Genomic DNA, 18,454 nt, shown 5'->3' on the forward strand with positions numbered 1-18,454 from the left:
TGCGCCAAGATGGTAACAGGCCCTCAACTACCCATCACCAGACCATCATGCAATCAGCGGCGATCCCCGAGCGCCACAGCAATCTGCTCGAACAGTCGCAGGCGGGTGGTTTGTGGTGGCTGGCAGCGTCCGGCAAAACAGACCCGCGCTTCACCGGGTTGCAGGTTGGCGGCCTGTGCGGGCATCCGGGTGCAATCCACACCAATGCGGTAGCTGTGTATCCGGCCGCCAAAGTTGCGTCGCAGCCCCTCCACCCAGGCCGCCAGTTCGCCATTGTCACGCATCAGTACGCAAGGCCGCGGGCTCAGCAACTCCTGCTGTGCCGCGATCAGGCTGAGGTGCAGCTCCGGGGAGCTCTGCATGGCACCCAGGGCATAGCGCAGTATCCTCTCGCCGCTGTGCAGGTAGCGGGTTTCGGAGACCAGCCGGCCGAGACGGATCAGTACCCGCGCGGCCACACCATTGACCGATGGCAGTGAACTGTCGATACAGGGTTTGGTGCGCAGGATAAGAGCTTCGGCGTCGTTGGCGGTAAAGTACAAGCCGCCCTGCTCCGGATCCTCATGCAATTGCAGCACTGCGTCTGCCAGGGCCAGCAACCGCTGGTAGTCCCGCTCCCGCCAGCGGGTCTGCAAGCTCTCCAGCAGGGCATCCATCAGGTAGACGTAGTCATCGAGGAAAGCGGGGCGTGTGCTGCCCTCTTCCTGCAGCAGTGGATAGAGTCGGCCGTCACGCCAAAGATTGTCACAGATGGCATCCAGCGCCTGTTGACCGGCGAGCAGGTCACGGGCATCCCCCAGCTTGCGGGCCATCACCAGCAACCCCTTGGCGGCCAGGGCGTTCCAGCTGGTGAGAATTTTGACATCCACCATAGGCCACTCACGCTCACCGCGCAGGGCTTCCAGCTTGTCGCGACCACTGCGGTAGAGTTGCAGCGCCCGTTCACGGCTTAGACCCACCTGCCGGGCCGCGGCCGAGAGATCCTCGCGCTGGGACAGGTGCACCTCGACGCCGCTGTCGGCCAGCGCCTGCAGGCCAAACATGCTGTCGAACAGTTCGAACTCATCGCCACTGAGACAAGCGCGGATAGCCGCCACCGGATGACGGTAGTAAGCGCCCTCGCTGCCATTGGTAAACGCGCTCATGGAAGAGAAGTAAGCGCCCTGGGGAGAGTGCATATAGCGTTTCATCCAGCGCACAATACCCTTGGCCGCGCTGTGAAAGAGGCCGTCACCGGTGAGGCTGGCGGCGCGGGCGTAGACCTCCAGCAACAGGCCATTGTCACAGAGCATCTTTTCGAAATGGGGCTCGTGCCAGCTGCGGTCCTTGCTGTAGCGGAAGAAACCGCCACTCATGCGATCGTTGATGCCGCGCTCGGCCATACGCTTGAGGGTAAACAGCAGGTGCCGTACATCGTCGTCCGGTAACTCCCCGCGCTGGAAGGCCTGCAACAGAAACAGCAGGTTCACCGGCAGCGGGAATTTGGGTTCCGTGTCGAAGCCCCCCTCCTGTAAATCCGCGCTGGCCCTCAGGGTGGCCAGCGCCTCACCCTGCAGATCCTGCTGCAGGGGCCCCCGGGGCGCCGGCATCTGCTGCAGTTGGGCAAAACCGCTGGCCAGCTGCTGGCACAGCTGGTCCACTTCCTGGCGCTGGGTCTGGTAGTAGGCGGCACCCCGCGCCAGCAGATCTTCAAAGCCCATCTGCCCCGGTTGACCGTCACGGGCGATATAGGTGGCCGCCATAAAGGGCAGTCGGGTCTCCGGACAGAGAAACATGGTCAGGGGCCAGCCACCGCTGCGGCCGGTCAGCATCTGGTGCCCCAGCTGGTAGATCTCATCCAGATCGGGGCGCTCTTCGCGATCCACCTTGATGGGCACAAATTCGGCGTTGATCAGCGAGGCGATAATCTCGTCAGAGTAGGAGTCCTGGGCCATGACCTGGCACCAGTAGCAGGCGGAGTAGCCAATGGAGAGAAGCACCGGACGCTGCAGCCGCCGGGCACGCTGGAAGGCTTCATCGGACCAGGGCTGCCAAGCCACTGGCTGCTGCTGCGACATCTGCAGGTAGAGGCTGGACTCGCCGGTAAGGGCATTGCTGAGCTGGGTCATCGACGACACGTGGGTTTCCCGTCGGGTTGCCGCCCTCCTCCTGAGGCGCGGCCAGATGGCCTAATGTAACCCCTTACGGGTCAATTTGTCAGCCAAATGCACATTTTGGCGGATCATATTACCCGGCCAATACCGTGTATTTGTTAGCCCCCAGCGCCAGCCGGCGTCCCCGGCTGCAGGCCGCAGTGGTGCAGAAGCTCCTGCCACATCCGCGTATGGCTGGCCACAGCGGCGCGGAAGGCTTGCCACTCGCTGCCGGCATCCTCGCTCCAAACCTGCTGCCAGTAGTCAGCCATGGGTTGCGGCAGCCCAGACTGCTGCTGCAGAGATGCCTGCAACAGCGGGCGCAACTGCAACAGGCGGCGATCCAGCGCACTCAGCAGGGGCTGCACCTCGCCGATGTAGCTGCGCAGCATCACCCGCTGCATCACCCGGCCGTCGTCGCTCAGCCGCTGCATCAGGCAGACGGGGCGCCGCGCCTGACGCTCCCGTACCTGCCGTTCCACCGCCTGCAGGTAGAGCCGCGCCTGAAACATTTCCCGCCTTAGCTGCCCCAGGTAGTTGCCACGCGCCACGACTCCCAGCTGCTGTTCACGGCGGCTGCGGAGGCTCTGCCAGGACTCCTCAGCGCCGGGCTGCCAGTTGCCGGGGCCACCCAACAACGATTCCAGCGACTCCAGCAGTTCCGTCAGCGGTTGCTGCCAGTAGCTGGCCACCACAGGATGGTCCGCTTCAGAAAAGAGAGTCTGGAACTCGGGGCTGGCCCAGGTAGCATTCCAGTGTACATCGGCAAGGCTGGCGCGTTTGCTGCGCACTGCAGCACTGAGTATCTGCACCAGCCCGGAGGTATCCCCGTCCGCCTGCAACTGCCGGATACAACGATTGGCCGACTCGATAAACGCCAGCTCATAGGCGAGCCGCTGGCTTTCCGCCATCACCTTGCCAAGGCTACTGTTACGTTCGCCCAGCAAGCGCTGCAGGTCACAGGGGGAGAGTTTGAGGAAGTCGAGCAGGTTGATGGAGGTGGTGGTGACGCTGCGCTGCAACTGCCGGCGCCCCGGATAAGGCGGCTGCAACACTGGCAGTGCGGGAGCCTGCCAGTCAAACCCGAACACATTGCTCATGCGCCAGGCGTAATCGTCCAGCAGCGCGGCACCATCGTGGCGGGGCTGGCAACCAGTCAGTAGCAGGAGGGAGATCAGCAGCAGGCTGCAGCAAGAGAGCGCGGCGGCCGGGAGCCTCGTGGTGGTCGGGATCAGGGAGCCCCTGCCGACCACCACAGCGGTCTTATTTGACCAGCTCGCCGTGAGCCTGTTTATCGGCATGATAGGAGGAGCGCACCATGGGGCCGCAGGCAGCGTGCTTGAAGCCCAGCTCCTTGGCCAGCTGGGTGTACTCTTCGAACTCATCCGGGTGTACGTAGCGCTCTACCGGCAGGTGTTCGCGGGAGGGCTGCAGGTACTGGCCAATGGTGAGCATGTCGATATCGTGCTCACGCATATCGCGCATTACCTCGAAGATCTCCTCCTTGGTCTCACCCAGGCCCACCATCAGGCCGGACTTGGTGAGCACATCGGGGCGACGTTTCTTGTAGGCTTGCAGCAACTGCAGGGACCACTTGTAGTTGGCACCGGGGCGCGCCTGGCGATAGAGACGTGGCACCGTCTCGAGGTTGTGGTTGAACACATCCGGCGCCTCTTTCTCGAGGATATCCAGCGCGATATCCATACGGCCGCGGAAGTCCGGGGTGAGAATCTCCACTTCCAGGTTGGGGGAGAGGATACGGGCCTCGCGGATACAGTCGGCAAAGTGCTGGGCACCGCCATCGCGCAGGTCGTCACGATCCACCGAGGTGATCACCACGTAGCGCAGCTGCATCTCGGCGATGGCCTGGGCCAGGTGTGCCGGCTCGCCTTCGTCCAGCGGATTGGGCTTGCCGTGGCCCACATCGCAGAAGGGGCAGCGGCGGGTGCAGATCTCGCCCATGATCATGAAGGTGGCGGTACCACCGCTGAAACACTCGCTCAGGTTGGGGCAGCTGGCCTCTTCACACACGGTGGCCAGCTTGTTCTGGCGCAGGATCTTCTTGATACGCTCCACATCCGGCGAGTTGCCGATGCGCACGCGAATCCAGTCCGGTTTGCGCAGCAGGTTGTCGCTGGCGATCACCTTGACCGGAATGCGCTCGACTTTATCGGCATCACGCAGTTTTTCGCCCTGTTGCAGGCGACGGGTGCGCTTGACGGGTTCCATATTGGAATCTGAGGTAGTCATAAGAGATCCGGTTACTGTTCGTCTTTATCGGCAAAATCGACCAACACCCGGGTAGGGTCGTCGGCCACAGAGAGGTGCTGGTAGCCCAGCAGCCCGGCGAAATGGCGCGCTATAACCGGCTCCATTTCTGTCACAGATGCTGCCCGCGGGTCGCTGGAGAGGTCTGCGGTGCGAACCATCTGCAAGCCCTGATAACCACAGGGATTGATGCGCAGGAAAGCCTGCAGGTCCATGGTCACATTGAGGCTGAGTCCGTGATAGCTGCAGCCCTTGCGAATGCGGAAGCCCAGGGAGGCAATTTTGGCTTCGTTGACATAGACACCGGGGGCGTCGGGCTTGGGGTAACCCTGGATATCCAGCTCCGCCAGCGCGTTGACGATGGTATTTTCGGTCTGCGTCACCAGCTCCCGCACCCCCACACCGCGACGGCGCAGGTCAATCAGCGGATAGCCCACCAGCTGGCCGGGACCGTGGTAGGTCACCTGACCACCGCGATCCACCTGCACCACCGGGATATCACCGGGCATCAACAGGTGCTCCGGCTTGCCGGCCTGCCCCTGGGTGAACACCGGCGGGTGCTCCACCAGCCACAGCTCGTCCGGGGTGTCGGCGTCACGCTGGTCGGTAAAGTTGGACATGGCGCGCCACACGGGGCGGTAGTCCTGCATGCCCAGGTGGCGCACCACCAGGGTATCGGTCGCGGTACCGGTCATTTACAGCACCATCTTGGTCATGGGACTGGCAATCAGCTCCTGATGCAACGCCTGCAGCTGGTCAATGCCAGTGGCGGTGATCATGAAGGTGATGGACTGGAAACGTCCGTTGCGGCTGTCCTTGATGGTAATCCGGGCCTGATCCAGCCCCGGGGCATGGCGTTCCATCACCTCAATGGCGAACTGATGGAATTCGGGGCCCGAGTCACCCATCACCTTGATGGGGTAGTCTTCGCAGGGGAACTCGATTTTCGGTGGCTCCTGGCCGGAGCCAGTCTGGGATGCAACCATAACAACACGCAGTCTCAGGGGGTAAACAGGAGCGGCATTATACCCCGAATTGGCGTGTTTAGGGGAGCACAGCCGGCCCTGCCACTGGCAAGGGCCGGGAGATCACAGAGGAGTCGCCTTAGCCGAAGAGGCCGAGGAAGAAGAGCTTGATGCTGTCCCACAGGCGGGCAAAGAAACCGGCTTCCGCCACTGCCTCTTTGGCCACCAGGGGCACACTCTCCAGCTCCTCACCATCGAGGGAGATCACCAGGCGTCCCAGCTCGGTACCGGCATCAAACGGCGCCTTGATGATCTCGTCGATCTCCATGGTCGCCTGCAGGTCATCTTCGGAGCCCCGCGGGATGGTCAGGTAAAGGTCTTTTGCCACACCCAGCGCCACACTGTCCTGCTTACCGGACCAGACACGGGGGCTAGCCAGTTCATCAGCAACACCGTAGGGCTTGTAGGTCTGGAAGTAACGGAAACCATAGGTGAGCAGCTTCTGTGACTCGGCCGCACGGGCCTCGTCGGAGCGGGTCCCCATTACCACCGAGATCAGGCGCATGTCGTTCTTTTTGGCAGACGCGACCAGGCAGAAACCGGCTGCCTCGGTGTGACCGGTCTTGAGGCCATCAACCGACGGATCGCGGAACAGCAGGCGGTTACGGTTGGGCTGGTTGATGCCGTTATAGGTGAAGTACTTTTCCGAGTAGAGCTTGTAGTGCTCGGGGTAGTCGTTGATCAGGGCGCGGGCCAGCAACGACAGATCGTGGGCAGTGGTCAGGTGACCTTCCGCCGGCCAGCCGGTGGCGTTGACGTAATGGGTGCTGTGCATACCCAGCAGGGCAGCCTGCTGGTTCATCACATCGGCGAATGCACCTTCGCTGCCGGAGACGTATTCCGCCAGTGCCACGCTGGCATCATTGCCGGACTGGACGATGACCCCTTTCAGCAGATCCTTCACCGGCACCTGGGTACCTTCGCGGATAAACATCTTGGAGCCGCCCATTTTCCAGGCTTTCACGCTGATGTTCACCATGTCGTCCAGACCGATGTCACCGTTGTGAATCTCGGAGGAGACGATGTAGCTGGTCATCATCTTGGTCAGACTGGCGGGTGGCAGCTGTTCATCAGCGTTGTGCTCCACCAGGATCTTGCCGGTATCGGCATCCATCAGCAGGTAGGCAGAGGCGGCCAGTTGCGGCGGCGCCGGAATAATCTGACGAGCCTGAGCCAGAGGCGCGGCCACGGTCATCAGTGTCACAGCGGAAGCGATAAAACGTCGGAATGTCTTGTTAATCATCATCTCTACAAAGTTTGTTGGATGTGGGTGACGGTGCCTGCAGTTCTGTGACTGCTTGGGCACGCTATGGCGAAGGTTGGAACGCCTCTGTGACTGCAATTGCCCCGGGAAATTCCCGCTACTGTTACGGAAACTGCCACACCGGGAGAATGGTCGCTAGTGTAACAGCCCTGCCCTTGCAGTCCAGCAACGGCGGTATCGCAGCGAATCGGGGCTAGTCGTACACCACGTGGGGCGATGGCAACCGGTTCTGTTGCAGGCGCTCACGCAGGTCCAGCAACACCAGGTTGTCGGCAATGGGGCCAACCCGTACCCGGTAGAGCTGGTCGCTCTGGGGGACAATCACCTGCACCGGCAGGTCGGTGAGGTGCGTCAGCCGCTGACGCAGCTGCTCGGCGGCCTTGATGGAAGAAAAGGCGCCGGCCTGCAGGAAGGTGTTGGGAGGCAACTCAAAACCAGCGGAGTTCGCAGGCGCGGGCGCCGGTGGCAGACCACTGCCAGCTGCCGCAGCATAGGTTCTCGCGCCGCCCGGCTGCGGGCTCTGCGGCTCCAGCACTTCGATACGCACGCGGGCAGTGCCCTTGTTGACATAACCCAGCTTGCTGGCGCCAGCGTAGGAGAGATCAATAATACGGCCGGTATGGAAGGGACCGCGATCATTCACCCGCACCACGATCTGGCGACCGTTTTCCAGGTTGGTGACCCGCACATAGGACGGTATCGGCAGGGTTTTATGGGCGGCGGTCATACCGTACATGCTGTAGACCTCGCCATTGGAGGTGCGGCGACCGTGAAACTTGTTGCCGTACCAGGAGCCGATACCCTCCTCGGTAAAACCGCGCTCATCCTGCATTACGTAGTAGGTTTTACCCAGCACCACGTAGGGGCTCTTGTTGCCCGCCCGGGTACGCGGCTCAACCCGGGGCACCGCATCCGGGATGTGGGATACATCCATGGGCTGTTCCGGGTAGCTGTCCTTGATGTGGAAATCGTGGGGCGTACCCTCTGGAACATCGGGCTGCGACACACAACCGGCCAGGGTCAACACCAGCATCAGCGCCAGCCAGGCACCACCGTTGGTGGTGCAGGTGCTGCGGGCGGCCGCCGGTGTCATGTCAGTGCGGCAGGTCATTGGGTATCGGCTCTCCCGCCTATGGCGTTATCGGTTATTGGCGGGCTACCGCCTGCTGGTCCATCGCTTCACGCAGCTGCTCACTCAGCTGATAAACAGCCATGGCGTAAAGACGGCTGTGATTATAGCGGGTAATGGCGTAAAAATTCTGCAGGCCAATCCAGAACTCGGCTCCCTGCTTGCCTTCCAGCTTGATGGCACTGGCGCTGGCATCCGCCGGCAGCTTATCCAGCGGGGTAAACCCCTTGGCCTTGAGCTTGCCCACCGTATGCAGCGGTTTGAGGGAATCGTTCAGCACTTCGGTATCGTAGTCGCCGTTTACCCGCGCACGGTGCACCACACTCTCCCCCTGCTGCCAGCCGTGGCGCACGAAGTAATTGGCCACACTGCCGATGGCGTCCTCGGTGTTCTCCCAAATATCGACAAAACCGTCGCCATCAAAATCGGTGGCGTAGGCGCGGTAGCTGGATGGCATGAATTGGCCATAGCCCATGGCTCCGGCGTAGGAACCCTTGAGGGTCAGCGGATCGCGCTGCTGCTCGCGGGCCAGCAGCAGGAACTGGCGCAGCTCCTTGGTAAAGAACGGGCTGCGCGGCGGGTAATCAAACGCCAATGTCGACAGCGCGTCCATCACCCGGTAACCGCCCTTATGGGCTCCATAGCGGGTTTCAACACCAATAATGGCCACAATAATCTGCGGCGGCACACCATACTGCTCTTCCGCACGCTGCAGGGTTTCACGATTGGCCTTCCAGAACTCGACCCCCTTTTCCAGCCGTGAGCTGGTCAGGAAAATGTCCTGGTACTCGGCCCAGGTTTTGGTTTTTTCCGCCGGGCGGGCAATAGCATCGAGGATGGACTGCTGTTTCTGCGCCTGTGCGAACCACGCCTCCAGCTCCTTGCGCTCGAAGTTCTCTTCCTTCACCAGGGTATCGATAAAACTCTGTGCCTGCGGATTAAGCTTGTAGCCCGCTGCCTGCTCGCCGGCCCCGGCAAACGGTGCCGAGAAGACCAGGGAGGCGACCGCTGTCGCCAGCAGTGTACGCATTGAGGGACGGGTTATTTTATTGCCTGTTTTTTTCATCAAGGTTCACCTACCACATTAACCAATACTGACTTTGCGCTGCTCCGTGCCAATGGCCATGAGAATGCCAAACCCCATCATCAGCGTAACAATGGACGTCCCACCGTGACTGACCATGGGCAGTGGCACACCCACCACCGGTAATAGACCCGAAACCATGCCGATGTTCACAAAGATATAGATAAAAAATGTAAACGTAATACTGCCAGCCAACAGCCGCCCGAAGGTGGACTGGGCGTTGGATGCGATCACCAGACCACGACCAATAATCCACGCGTACAGGGCCAGCAGGCAGAGTACGCCAATCAACCCCAGCTCTTCCGCCAGCACCGCAATAATAAAGTCGGTGTGACTTTCCGGCAGAAAATCCAGGTGCGACTGGGTACCGTTGAGCCAGCCCTTGCCCTGGATACCGCCGGAGCCAATGGCGGTCTTTGACTGGATAATGTTCCAGCCGGCCCCCAGCTTGTCATCCTCCGGGTTGAGCATGGTGAGGATGCGCTGCTTCTGGTAGTCGCGCAGCACAAACATCCACGCCGGCCAGGCGCCGGCGGCCAACACACCGGCAGCCCCGAACATGTAGCGCCAGGGCAAACCGGAAAAGAACAGCACCAGAAACCCGGAGGCCGCAATCAGGATGGAGGTACCAAGGTCGGGCTGTTTCATGATCAGCACCGTCGGTACCCCGATCAATCCCAGAGCCAGGATCACATGGCCAAACTTCGGCGGCAAGATTTTGCGCGACAGGAACATCGCCACCATCGCCGGTACCGCCAGCTTGAGGATCTCCGAAGGCTGGAAACGAAAACCGCCCAGACTCAGCCACCGCTGTGCGCCCTTGGCGCCCACCCCCATCACCAGTACCAGTACCAGCAGAATCACGCCCAACAGGTAGAACCAGGGTGCCCAGTATTCCATCACATGCACGCGAACCTGCGCTACGGTGAACATCACACAATAGGCCAGTACCAGAAACACACTTTGCCGTTTGACGTAGTGCCAGTCTTCACCGCTGCCGCTGTACAGGACCACCAGACCGAAACCGGTCAGCACCAACAGCCCCAACAGCAGGGGCAAGTCGATGTGCCAGCGCAGCCAGACGCTCTGGCGGCGGCGCAGATCGTGACTGGCCTCCGGCATACGACGCTGAAAATCGTTGATGCGACTCATGGCTGCTTACCCTCTTCTTCACTGGCACCCGCCTCTGCGACCGCCTCCAGCTCCAGGTACTTGCCAATGACCTCCGCCGCGACCGCTGCCGCCTTGGAGCTCTTCTCACCATTTTCGACGATCACCGCCACAGCGATTTTCGGCTTCTCCACCGGTGCAAAAGCAACGAACAGGGCGTGATCCCGCTGCCGCTCCTTGAGCGCCTCGGAGTCGTACTTCTCCCCCTGCGCGATACCCACTACCTGGGCGGTACCGGTCTTGCCCGCCATATGGAAATTGAGATGGCGGCCAACACTGATCGCGGTGCCATGAATGTTGTGCACTACCTGCTCCATACCCTCGAACACGTAATCCCAGTGATCCGGGCGGATGGGGTCCACATCCTGAATCTGCGGCACTGTCTCTTCGCTGCCAACCCATTGCACCAGTCGCGGCCGGATGAAGTGACCACGATTGGCCAGAGTCGCTGTCATCACCGCCAGCTGCAGCGGGGTGGTGAGCACATCCCCCTGACCGATACCGACGTTCACCGTGTCACCCGGAAACCAGGGCAGGCCCCGGGCGCCGCGCTTCCAGGCACGCGATGGCCACAGGCCACGGCGTTCACTGGGCACATCGATGCCGGTGCGACTGCCGAGGGAGAACTGGGCCCCAAAATCGTGGATCTTGTCGATCCCCATGCGGAAAGCCATGTCGTAGAAATAGATATCGCAGGATTCGCGGATGGCCTGCATCAGGTCCACCCGGGGACCGTGCCCGGTGCGTTTCCAGTCGCGATAGAGTCGCTCCTCGCCCTCCAGCTGGTAGTAACCCGGGTCGTAGATCACCCGGTTGGCATCCACCGCACGGGTATGCAATCCACCCAGACCCAGCATGGGCTTGATGGTAGAGCCCGGCGGGTACTGCCCTTGGATGGTGCGGTTAAAGAGGGGCAGGTCCAGCGATTCGTTGAGCGCCTTGTACTCGGCAAAACTGATGCCGGTGACAAACAGGTTGGGGTTGTAGCTGGGTGTACTGGCCATGGCCAGTACACCGCCGGTATTCACATCCAGCGCCACCACCGCGCCGCGGCGGCCCGCCATGGCCTCGATGGCGGTGTCCTGCAGATCGGTATCGATAAACAGGCGCAGGTTCTCCCCCGGCTGGGGATCGATACGCTCCAGCACCCGCAACACACGACCGCGGGCATTGGTCTCTACATACTGGTAGCCCACTTCGCCCAGCAGCTGCTCTTCGTACTGATGCTCAAGACCGATTTTACCGATGGTGTGGGTGCCACTGTAGCGACGGTACTGCTCCTCATCGAAAGCCGACAGCTCGCGGTCATTGATGCGTCCCACATACCCCACCGAGTGGGCAAAGCTCTCCAGCATGGGGTAATCACGCACCAGCTCCGCCTCTACCTTGACGCCAGGCAGGCGGTACTCGTTGACGGCAATGATGGCGATCTCTTCTTCGGTCAGGCGATAGCTGAGGGGCACCGCCTCGAACGGCCGGCGGCGCTGCTGCATGCGCTTGTGAAAATCCTGCAGGTCGTCGTCGTCGAGATGCAGCAGGCCCTGCAGCACCTGCAGCGTCTGTTCCAGGTCACGGACCTGCTCCCGGATTACCGTGAGGGTGTAACTGGGGCGATTGTCCGCCAGCAGGCGGCCACGATGATCGTAGATCAGGCCCCGGGTGGGCGGCAGCGGCTGCACCTGGATGCGGTTGCGATCGGACTGGGTGACATAGTCCTTGTAATTGACCACCTGCAGGTTGTACATGCGCGCCAGCAGGACGCCAGTCAGAATAAGGATGCCAATAACACCCACCAGCAGGCGCGCGTTGAACAGGCGGGCCTCCTGAAAGTGGTCTTTAAGGTGTTGCTGTTTGGGCATGCAGACTCAGCTGGCGCGGAAATCAGAATAAGTGGCAGATTGTATGGACTTTGACCGGCATAAGAAAGTTCACACGCCGGCCACCACGCAGCCGCTGTCCTATTTGTGATTCAGGTGGTTGTTGGAGGTCACTTTGGCTCGGTGACGGTTTATGCCGTTCTTATTATTCCGTTCTTAATCAGTGCCCCGTTACTTATGGTAGGGGTGGTTGTTGAGCAGGGTCCAGGCCCGGTAGAGCTGCTCGATCAGTACGATGCGCACCAGCGGGTGCGGCAGGGTCAGCGCCGACAGTGACCATTTGGCATCCGCCCGGGCCAGGCACTCCGGTGCCAACCCGTCCGGCCCGCCAATCAGCAGGCTGTAATTGCTGCACTCCATCGACCACTTGCCCAAATTGTCCGCCAGCATCTCGGTGCTCCAGGGTTTACCCAGCACATCCAGGGCGATGACCCGGTCCCCCTTGGGGATAGCGGCCAGCATCTGCTCACCCTCTTTCGCCATGGCCTTGGCGACAGAGGCGTTTTTGCCCCGCTGCCCCAGTGGCAACTCCACCATTTCCACACTGAAGTCCCGGGGCAGTCGCTTGGCGTACTCCTGGTACCCCTCCTCTACCCACGACGGCATGCGGGTACCAACGGCGATGATTCGGAAACGCATGACAGCCAGCCCGGGTGATTACTTCTCTTTGTCCTGCTGGCGACTGCGGGGCTCCATGCTCCAGAGCTTTTCCAGGTCGTAGAAGTCACGGGTCGCCGGCATCATCACGTGCAACACGGTGTCACCGAAATCCGCCAGCACCCATTCGCCGGTTTCCAGACCTTCCACACCGATGGCCGGCATACCGCGATCCTTGGCCTCCTGTACTGCGTTGGTGGCCAGGGACTTCACATGACGATTGGAGGTACCCGAGGCGATAATCAGGGTATCCATCACGTCGGACAACTTACTCACATCCAGCACGGTTATGTCCTTACCCTTCAGATCTTCCAGGGCTTCGATCAACACGCTGTTCAACTCTTCAGACATCAGTAAAAGGCTTCCTCATTGGTGGTCCCGGTAGAGACCCTTGTCATTAATATAGCGCCAAACTGCCTCGGGCAGCAGGAATTGTGGGGACAGGCCGGCGGCAACCTGCGCCCGGATGTCGGTAGCCGAGATCTCCAGCAGCGTCTGCTGCACCAGCACCACCCGGCCTGCGGGCAACTGGCGCAGGTCCGCCTCGTCACCCTGATGTTGTTGCAGCCACTGCGCCACCTCACCCTCCTCCGGCAGCGCCCAGCCCGGGCGGGCCGCCACCACCAGGTGGGCATGGTCCAGCAGCTGCTGCCAGCGGGACCAGGTGTGCAGGTTGACCAGTGAATCCATACCCACGCACCAGCACAGCGAGACCTCGCTACCCAGCTCCTGACGCAACTGTGCCAGGGTATCCACGGTCCAGGAGGGGCGGTCTGCCAGCAGCTCACGCTCATCCGCGGTCAGCGCAGGACAATCAGCCAGCGCCAGCCTCACCATGGCCGCCCGATCCGCGCTGCTGCAGCGGGGAGTATCGCGATGGGGAGGCCGATGGGCCGGCAATAACCGCATCTGGTCCATCTGCAGGTGCTGGTACAACTCCAGCGCCATGCGCAGATGACCGTTGTGGACAGGATCAAAGGTGCCGCCGAAGAGTCCGATCAGGGCCGGAGGCGCTGATATGGAGGTCACCCGACCACCTTACTGGCGGATGTGGCCATCACCCAGCACCACGTATTTCTGGGAGGTCAGGCCTTCCAGTCCCACCGGGCCACGGGCGTGGATCTTGTCGGTGGAGATACCGATCTCTGCCCCCAGACCATACTCAAAGCCGTCGGCAAAGCGGGTGGAGGCATTGACCATCACCGAACTGGAGTCCACCTGCGCCAGGAACTGGCGGGCACGGGTGTAATCCTCAGTAATGATGGACTCGGTGTGGCGTGAGCTGTAGCGGTCAATGTGATCCATGGCAGCCGCCATATCTGCAACCACACGGATAGAGAGGATCGGCGCCAGGTACTCGGTGTGCCAATCCTCTTCAGTGGCGGCCACAGCCTCGATAATGGCGCGGGTCTGCTCGCAGCCGCGCAGCTCCACACCCTTCTCACCGTAGATTTGGGCCAGTTCTGGCAACACCTTTGCAGCCACATCGGCGTGGACCAACAGGGTCTCCATGGCATTGCAGACACCATAGCGATGGGTCTTGGCGTTGACCGCAATGGCAACAGCCTTCCTGAGGTCGGCACGGTCATCGATATAGACGTGGCAAATGCCGTCCAGGTGCTTGATGACAGGCACCCGCGCGTCGTTACTGATGCGCTCGATCAACCCTTTACCCCCGCGAGGCACAATCACGTCCACATATTCGGGCATGGTGATCATCTCACCCACCGCAGCGCGGTCAGTGGTTTCAACAATCTGCACCGCGGTGGCCGGCAGGCCTGCGGCCAGCATACCCTTGCGCAGGCAGGCGGCGATGGCCTGGTTGGAATGGTAGGCCTCGCTGCCGCCACGCAGGATGGTGGCATTACCGGATTTCAGGCACAGGCTGGCCGCGTCGATGGTGACGTTGGGACGGGATTCGTAAATGATCCCGATCACTCCCAAAGGCACGCGCATCTTACCCACCTGGATGCCGCTGGGACGGAAACTGAGATCAGTGATTTCGCCGCAGGGATCGGGCAGTGCCGCCACCTGGCGCAGGCCTTCGATCATGGCGTCGATACGCGCCGGCGACAGTTCCAGGCGATCCAGCAACGCGCTGTCCAGGCCGCGCTCTGCGCCCGCCTGCATATCTTTGGCATTGGCCGCCAACAGCTCCGCCCGTGCACTGTCCAGCGCCTCGGCTGTGGCCAGCAAGGCGCGGTTCTTGTCGCCGGTGGACGCCGCAGCAATCACCCGTGACGCCGCCCGGGCCTGCTGCCCCACCGACGCCATATACTCTTTTACGTTCATGATCTATCCAAACGACACGCTAAACGGCGGATTATACAGGAAGAGTGGTGCGGGCTGCAGCCGCAGAAATCACTGTGAGGCAGCGGAATCGCTGGTTTCAGGCGCGGGCTCGGTAAGGCGGAAGACCAGCTGCGCCAGCACCTGCTGCTCCATGCGCAACTCCAGCCGGTAGGCGTCTGCGGCAAACTCCCGCAACGGGCTGGCCAGGCGGAAATATTGCTCCCCTTCGCTGCGGCTCAGGGTCACCTCCGTCTGCGCCACTTCAATGGCATCCGCGCCCTCATAGAGGTGCGCGGTCACCGCACTGCCGGCAGCATCAAAACGGCGATAGAGGAAGCCAACATGCAGCTGCCTTACAGTAGGGAACTGGGCGACCTGCAGGCCACTCAAGTCGTCAATTGGCTGGTTACTGACCCGCAGCTGTTCCACCAACGGGCGGTTGGCCTCCTTAATGGCGGCCTCATTGGCCGATTTCAGGGATTGCAGACGCTCACTGGCAGGAAAGTAGGACAACGCCCGCGCCAGCTCCGCCCGCACGTCGTCGTAACGCTGGCTCTGCAGAAGCCCTTCCACCGACCCGACCAGGCCATCTTCCAGATCCCGGCGCATGGCCCGGGCCCCGGCGTGGCCGGGCTGCAGTTTCAGTACCTTGCCCGTGATGCTGTAGACGCTGTCGTCACCGTGGCCCAATAATTTCCCCTGGTCGCCCAGCTGGCGGGCGCGACGCATCAGGCTCAACACCTGCTGCCGGGTTTCCACTTGCGCCAGCAGCTTCTGCAACTGACGATTGTCGCCATCAATGCTCAGCGCCTCCTGCAGGCTCTGCTGTGCCTGTGGCCACTGCGAGACCCCCATCTGCTGGCGCGCCTGACGCTCCAGCAATTCAACCAGCTGCTCTATGCCCTCCAGCGCATCGGCATTGCCCGGTTCCAGTGCCAGCACAGCGCGGTAGCGTTGCAAGGCGCTGTTGTCGGCCGGCAACGTCCAGGCCTTGTCCTGCGCCAGGGCCGCCGCCTCGGTCAGCAGCTCACCAATTTGTCGCTGGCGTGCGATCCGTGTCTGCACCACCTGCAGCCGCTCCTGCAGCTCGGGGCTGCTGCCAAAATCCCGCTCCAGCCGGGTCAACCACTCACCCGCTGCCTCCGTGTCGGCCGCCGCCAGGGTGGTATCGAACAACCACTGATAGCGCTGTCGAAATTGATCCAGCAACGCCAGCGCGTCACCGTCTTCGCTATCCTGCTGCAACAGCTGGCGCGAGAGACCGACAATATCTGCCGCCTGCTGCGGCTGCTGTTCCAGCGTCCGCAACCACTCCTGCGCCTGCTTCAACTGCTGCTCACGCGCCGCCTGCGCTTCGGCGGCCGCTTTTGCGGCCTGCTCCGCCGCGGCACTGTCCGACCCGGCCCCCGCAGCCTCATCGGTGCCGGCTGCGACCTCCGGAACCTCTTCACCCAGCAGGCCTGCCAGCTTCTCCCCCCCGACCTCACGCGCCACGGCACGCCAGTGGGCCAGCAGGTGCTGCGGCAAGTGTATTCGCTCCTCCACCGGCAATTGCTGCTGGAAATAGACCACATAGGCAATCAGGGAGGCGATGAAGATCCCTGCCAACCAGGGCCAGAGACTGTGGGATGTGCGTTCCGCCACCACCGTAACCGGCGCCGCTGGCGCGGCCTTCGGTGGCACCCCGCGCGCCGCAGTCTGGCGCCTGGGCGCCGCGGCTGGTGGTGTGCGTTTAACCCGCACCGTGGGCGCCGCCACCGGTCTGGAGCCACCGGTCGCCACCGGGGTAAGGCTCATCAGGGTCGGCGCATCGGCATCCGCCTCTACCATACGCCCCTTGCCCATCAGCATGGCGGACTTGATGCGTTCCAGTTCGGCGGCAGGAATCTGGTCGAGGGCGGCAATAAATTCATCGCCACTCTGGAAACGGTGGGCGGGATCCTTGGCCATGGCGCGATCGATAATGGACTGGAAGCGCTGCATGGGCTCCGGCAACTGCGGAATGGGGTCGGCCACGTGCTTCACCCCCACCGCCACCACCGAGTCGGCATCGAAGGGCACACGGCCGGAGAGCAGGAAAAACAGCACCACGCCGAGGCTGTAGAGGTCGGAACGGGGATCCACCTCCTGCCCCTTGGCCTGCTCCGGGCTCATATAGTGAGGGGTACCGATGGCAGTACCGGTCTGGGTCATGCCCGATTTCAGGTTCGCGGTACGGGCGATACCGAAATCCATCAATACCGCGCGGCCATCGTCTTCGTGCAGCAGAATGTTTTCCGGTTTGACGTCGCGGTGCACATAACCCTTGCGCCCGGCGAAGGCCAGTGCCCGGGCGATATCCCGAACCACATTGAGTCGTTGCTCCAGATTCAGGCGCGAACGCGCCTGCTTGAGATCCTCGCCGGGAATGTACTCCATGGAGAGGTAATGACGGCCGTCGGCGACACCGACATCGTACACGGTGACAATATTGGGGTGGACCAGGCGACTGACAATGCGCGCCTCACGTAGGAAGCGCTCGCTGAAACTGCGGTCTTTTGCCAGAGTGGGCGACAGCACCTTGAGCGCCACCTCGCGCCCGAAACTCTGCTGAATCGCCAGATAGACCTCGGCCATACCTCCCTTACCGAGAAGTCGGATAACGCGGTAGCCGGGAATTTGAATCATGCAGTGCGTCAGTGATCGATGGCGTCAGAAGGCTAATTGTACTGGTTTGCGCGGCCAGTGCATCAATGCACAACCCACCGGGCTCCTGGCTCAGGGGCTCATGGCTCAGAAGCTACGGGCACCGGACGGGGCAGCGATCAGGAATCCAGCTCGCGCCGGCCACGCCCCGGACGATACCACAACCAGAGACCACTCAGGGCAAGAAAGATAAACAGCACACCGAGCAGATCAAACAGCAGCACCCCCAGCGACCCAAACAGGCGACCACTGTGCAGGTCCTGTACGACCTTTTCCCAGGAGAGCGGGCTTGCCAGATGTGCCCGCAAGCGCTTCCGCAGCTCCGCAGGCGCCAGCCCGGGCTCGCCCCATTGGACCGCTGCATCCACAGCCGGCAACCACTGCAACTGTTCCAGATCCACCAGATAGGCCTGCCCCTGGCTCCGCAGGCAGACGCGGTCGCCGCACTGCCCTGCAGCGCTCAATGGCAGCGGCAGGCCGAAATCTCCATCCAGCCGCTCGACCACCTCTCCCGTCGCTGTTAACAGCAGCAACTCGCGGGTACAGGCCAGCAGCACCAAATCCCCCAGCGCCACGGCCCCCTGCAGGGAGCCATTGCACTGCGACAGCGGTTCACCCTGCAGATAGAGCTGTCCCAGTGCATCGCCGGCCAGCCACTGCTCACCCACTTGGTAGCTGCGGATATCGGGCAGGTCGAGGCCGTACAGGGCGAGCAACCACGGCTGCCTCACCGGCTGGCTGCCCAGATGCAGGGAGGAGGTGTGGTTCAACAGAATACCGGTGACGCTGATCAACAGCAGAAACGCCATCGCAAACAGACCGATACGACGGTGCCAGCGCCACAGCGCAGGGCGCAGGCGACGAAGCAAGT

At 61.9% G+C, this 18,454-nt stretch carries 16 protein-coding genes; all 16 read right to left on the reverse strand.

Annotated features, from left to right (window positions below; genetic code table 11):
• Positions 1–53: 53 nt before the first annotated feature.
• On the reverse strand, positions 54–2,108 hold the full coding sequence (locus GSF27_RS07655; protein WP_237457455.1) for a thioredoxin domain-containing protein: 2,055 nt from the start codon (positions 2,106–2,108) through the stop codon (positions 54–56).
• Between the two features lie 143 nt (positions 2,109–2,251).
• A complete protein-coding gene (locus tag GSF27_RS07660; protein WP_160967289.1) occupies positions 2,252–3,388 on the reverse strand; it encodes a DUF3080 family protein in 1,137 nt (378 codons plus the stop codon).
• 7 nt (positions 3,389–3,395) lie between these two features.
• Complete coding sequence (lipA, locus tag GSF27_RS07665) at positions 3,396–4,382, reverse strand: lipoyl synthase (protein ID WP_160967291.1); 987 nt, start codon at positions 4,380–4,382, stop codon at positions 3,396–3,398.
• An 11-nt stretch (positions 4,383–4,393) separates the two neighbouring features.
• The gene (lipB, locus tag GSF27_RS07670; protein WP_160967293.1) at positions 4,394–5,095 is read right to left on the reverse strand and encodes a lipoyl(octanoyl) transferase LipB; all 702 of its coding nucleotides are present in this window, start codon (positions 5,093–5,095) and stop codon (positions 4,394–4,396) included.
• Positions 5,096–5,386: a YbeD family protein gene (locus GSF27_RS07675; RefSeq protein ID WP_160967295.1), complete on the reverse strand. Its 291-nt coding sequence runs from the start codon at positions 5,384–5,386 to the stop codon at positions 5,096–5,098. It abuts the gene before it with no gap.
• 118 nt (positions 5,387–5,504) lie between these two features.
• Positions 5,505–6,668 (reverse strand): D-alanyl-D-alanine carboxypeptidase family protein, encoded by a 1,164-nt coding sequence (locus GSF27_RS07680; RefSeq protein ID WP_160967605.1) that lies wholly within the window; start codon positions 6,666–6,668, stop codon positions 5,505–5,507.
• 214 nt (positions 6,669–6,882) lie between these two features.
• Positions 6,883–7,800 (reverse strand): septal ring lytic transglycosylase RlpA family protein, encoded by a 918-nt coding sequence (locus tag GSF27_RS18025; protein ID WP_304627206.1) that lies wholly within the window; start codon positions 7,798–7,800, stop codon positions 6,883–6,885.
• A gap of 34 nt (positions 7,801–7,834) precedes the next feature.
• Positions 7,835–8,848 (reverse strand): lytic murein transglycosylase B, encoded by a 1,014-nt coding sequence (gene mltB / locus GSF27_RS07690; protein WP_160967297.1) that lies wholly within the window; start codon positions 8,846–8,848, stop codon positions 7,835–7,837.
• Between the two features lie 54 nt (positions 8,849–8,902).
• On the reverse strand, positions 8,903–10,054 hold the full coding sequence (gene rodA, locus GSF27_RS07695; protein ID WP_160967299.1) for a rod shape-determining protein RodA: 1,152 nt from the start codon (positions 10,052–10,054) through the stop codon (positions 8,903–8,905).
• The gene (gene mrdA, locus GSF27_RS07700; protein ID WP_160967320.1) at positions 10,051–11,931 is read right to left on the reverse strand and encodes a penicillin-binding protein 2; all 1,881 of its coding nucleotides are present in this window, start codon (positions 11,929–11,931) and stop codon (positions 10,051–10,053) included. The genes rodA and mrdA overlap by 4 nt, the downstream gene beginning before the upstream one ends.
• A gap of 189 nt (positions 11,932–12,120) precedes the next feature.
• Positions 12,121–12,588, reverse strand: a complete 468-nt coding sequence (rlmH, locus tag GSF27_RS07705) for a 23S rRNA (pseudouridine(1915)-N(3))-methyltransferase RlmH (protein ID WP_160967322.1) — start codon at positions 12,586–12,588, stop codon at positions 12,121–12,123.
• An 18-nt stretch (positions 12,589–12,606) separates the two neighbouring features.
• The gene (gene rsfS / locus GSF27_RS07710; RefSeq protein ID WP_160967334.1) at positions 12,607–12,957 is read right to left on the reverse strand and encodes a ribosome silencing factor; all 351 of its coding nucleotides are present in this window, start codon (positions 12,955–12,957) and stop codon (positions 12,607–12,609) included.
• Positions 12,958–12,972: 15 nt separating this feature from the next.
• Positions 12,973–13,635 carry a nicotinate-nucleotide adenylyltransferase gene (nadD, locus tag GSF27_RS07715; RefSeq protein ID WP_370462577.1) on the reverse strand — a complete coding sequence of 221 codons (663 nt, stop codon included), beginning with the start codon at positions 13,633–13,635 and terminating at the stop codon, positions 12,973–12,975.
• 9 nt (positions 13,636–13,644) lie between these two features.
• Entirely contained in the window at positions 13,645–14,898 is a 1,254-nt protein-coding gene (locus GSF27_RS07720; RefSeq protein WP_160967336.1) for a glutamate-5-semialdehyde dehydrogenase, read from the reverse strand.
• A 69-nt stretch (positions 14,899–14,967) separates the two neighbouring features.
• Positions 14,968–17,565: a serine/threonine-protein kinase gene (locus tag GSF27_RS07725; protein ID WP_160967338.1), complete on the reverse strand. Its 2,598-nt coding sequence runs from the start codon at positions 17,563–17,565 to the stop codon at positions 14,968–14,970.
• 137 nt (positions 17,566–17,702) lie between these two features.
• On the reverse strand, positions 17,703–18,452 hold the full coding sequence (locus GSF27_RS07730) for a PepSY domain-containing protein (RefSeq protein ID WP_160967340.1): 750 nt from the start codon (positions 18,450–18,452) through the stop codon (positions 17,703–17,705).
• Positions 18,453–18,454: the final 2 nt, after the last annotated feature.

Source organism: Pseudomaricurvus sp. HS19 (assembly GCF_009857815.1).
Taxonomy (GTDB): Bacteria; Pseudomonadota; Gammaproteobacteria; order Pseudomonadales; family Cellvibrionaceae; genus Pseudomaricurvus.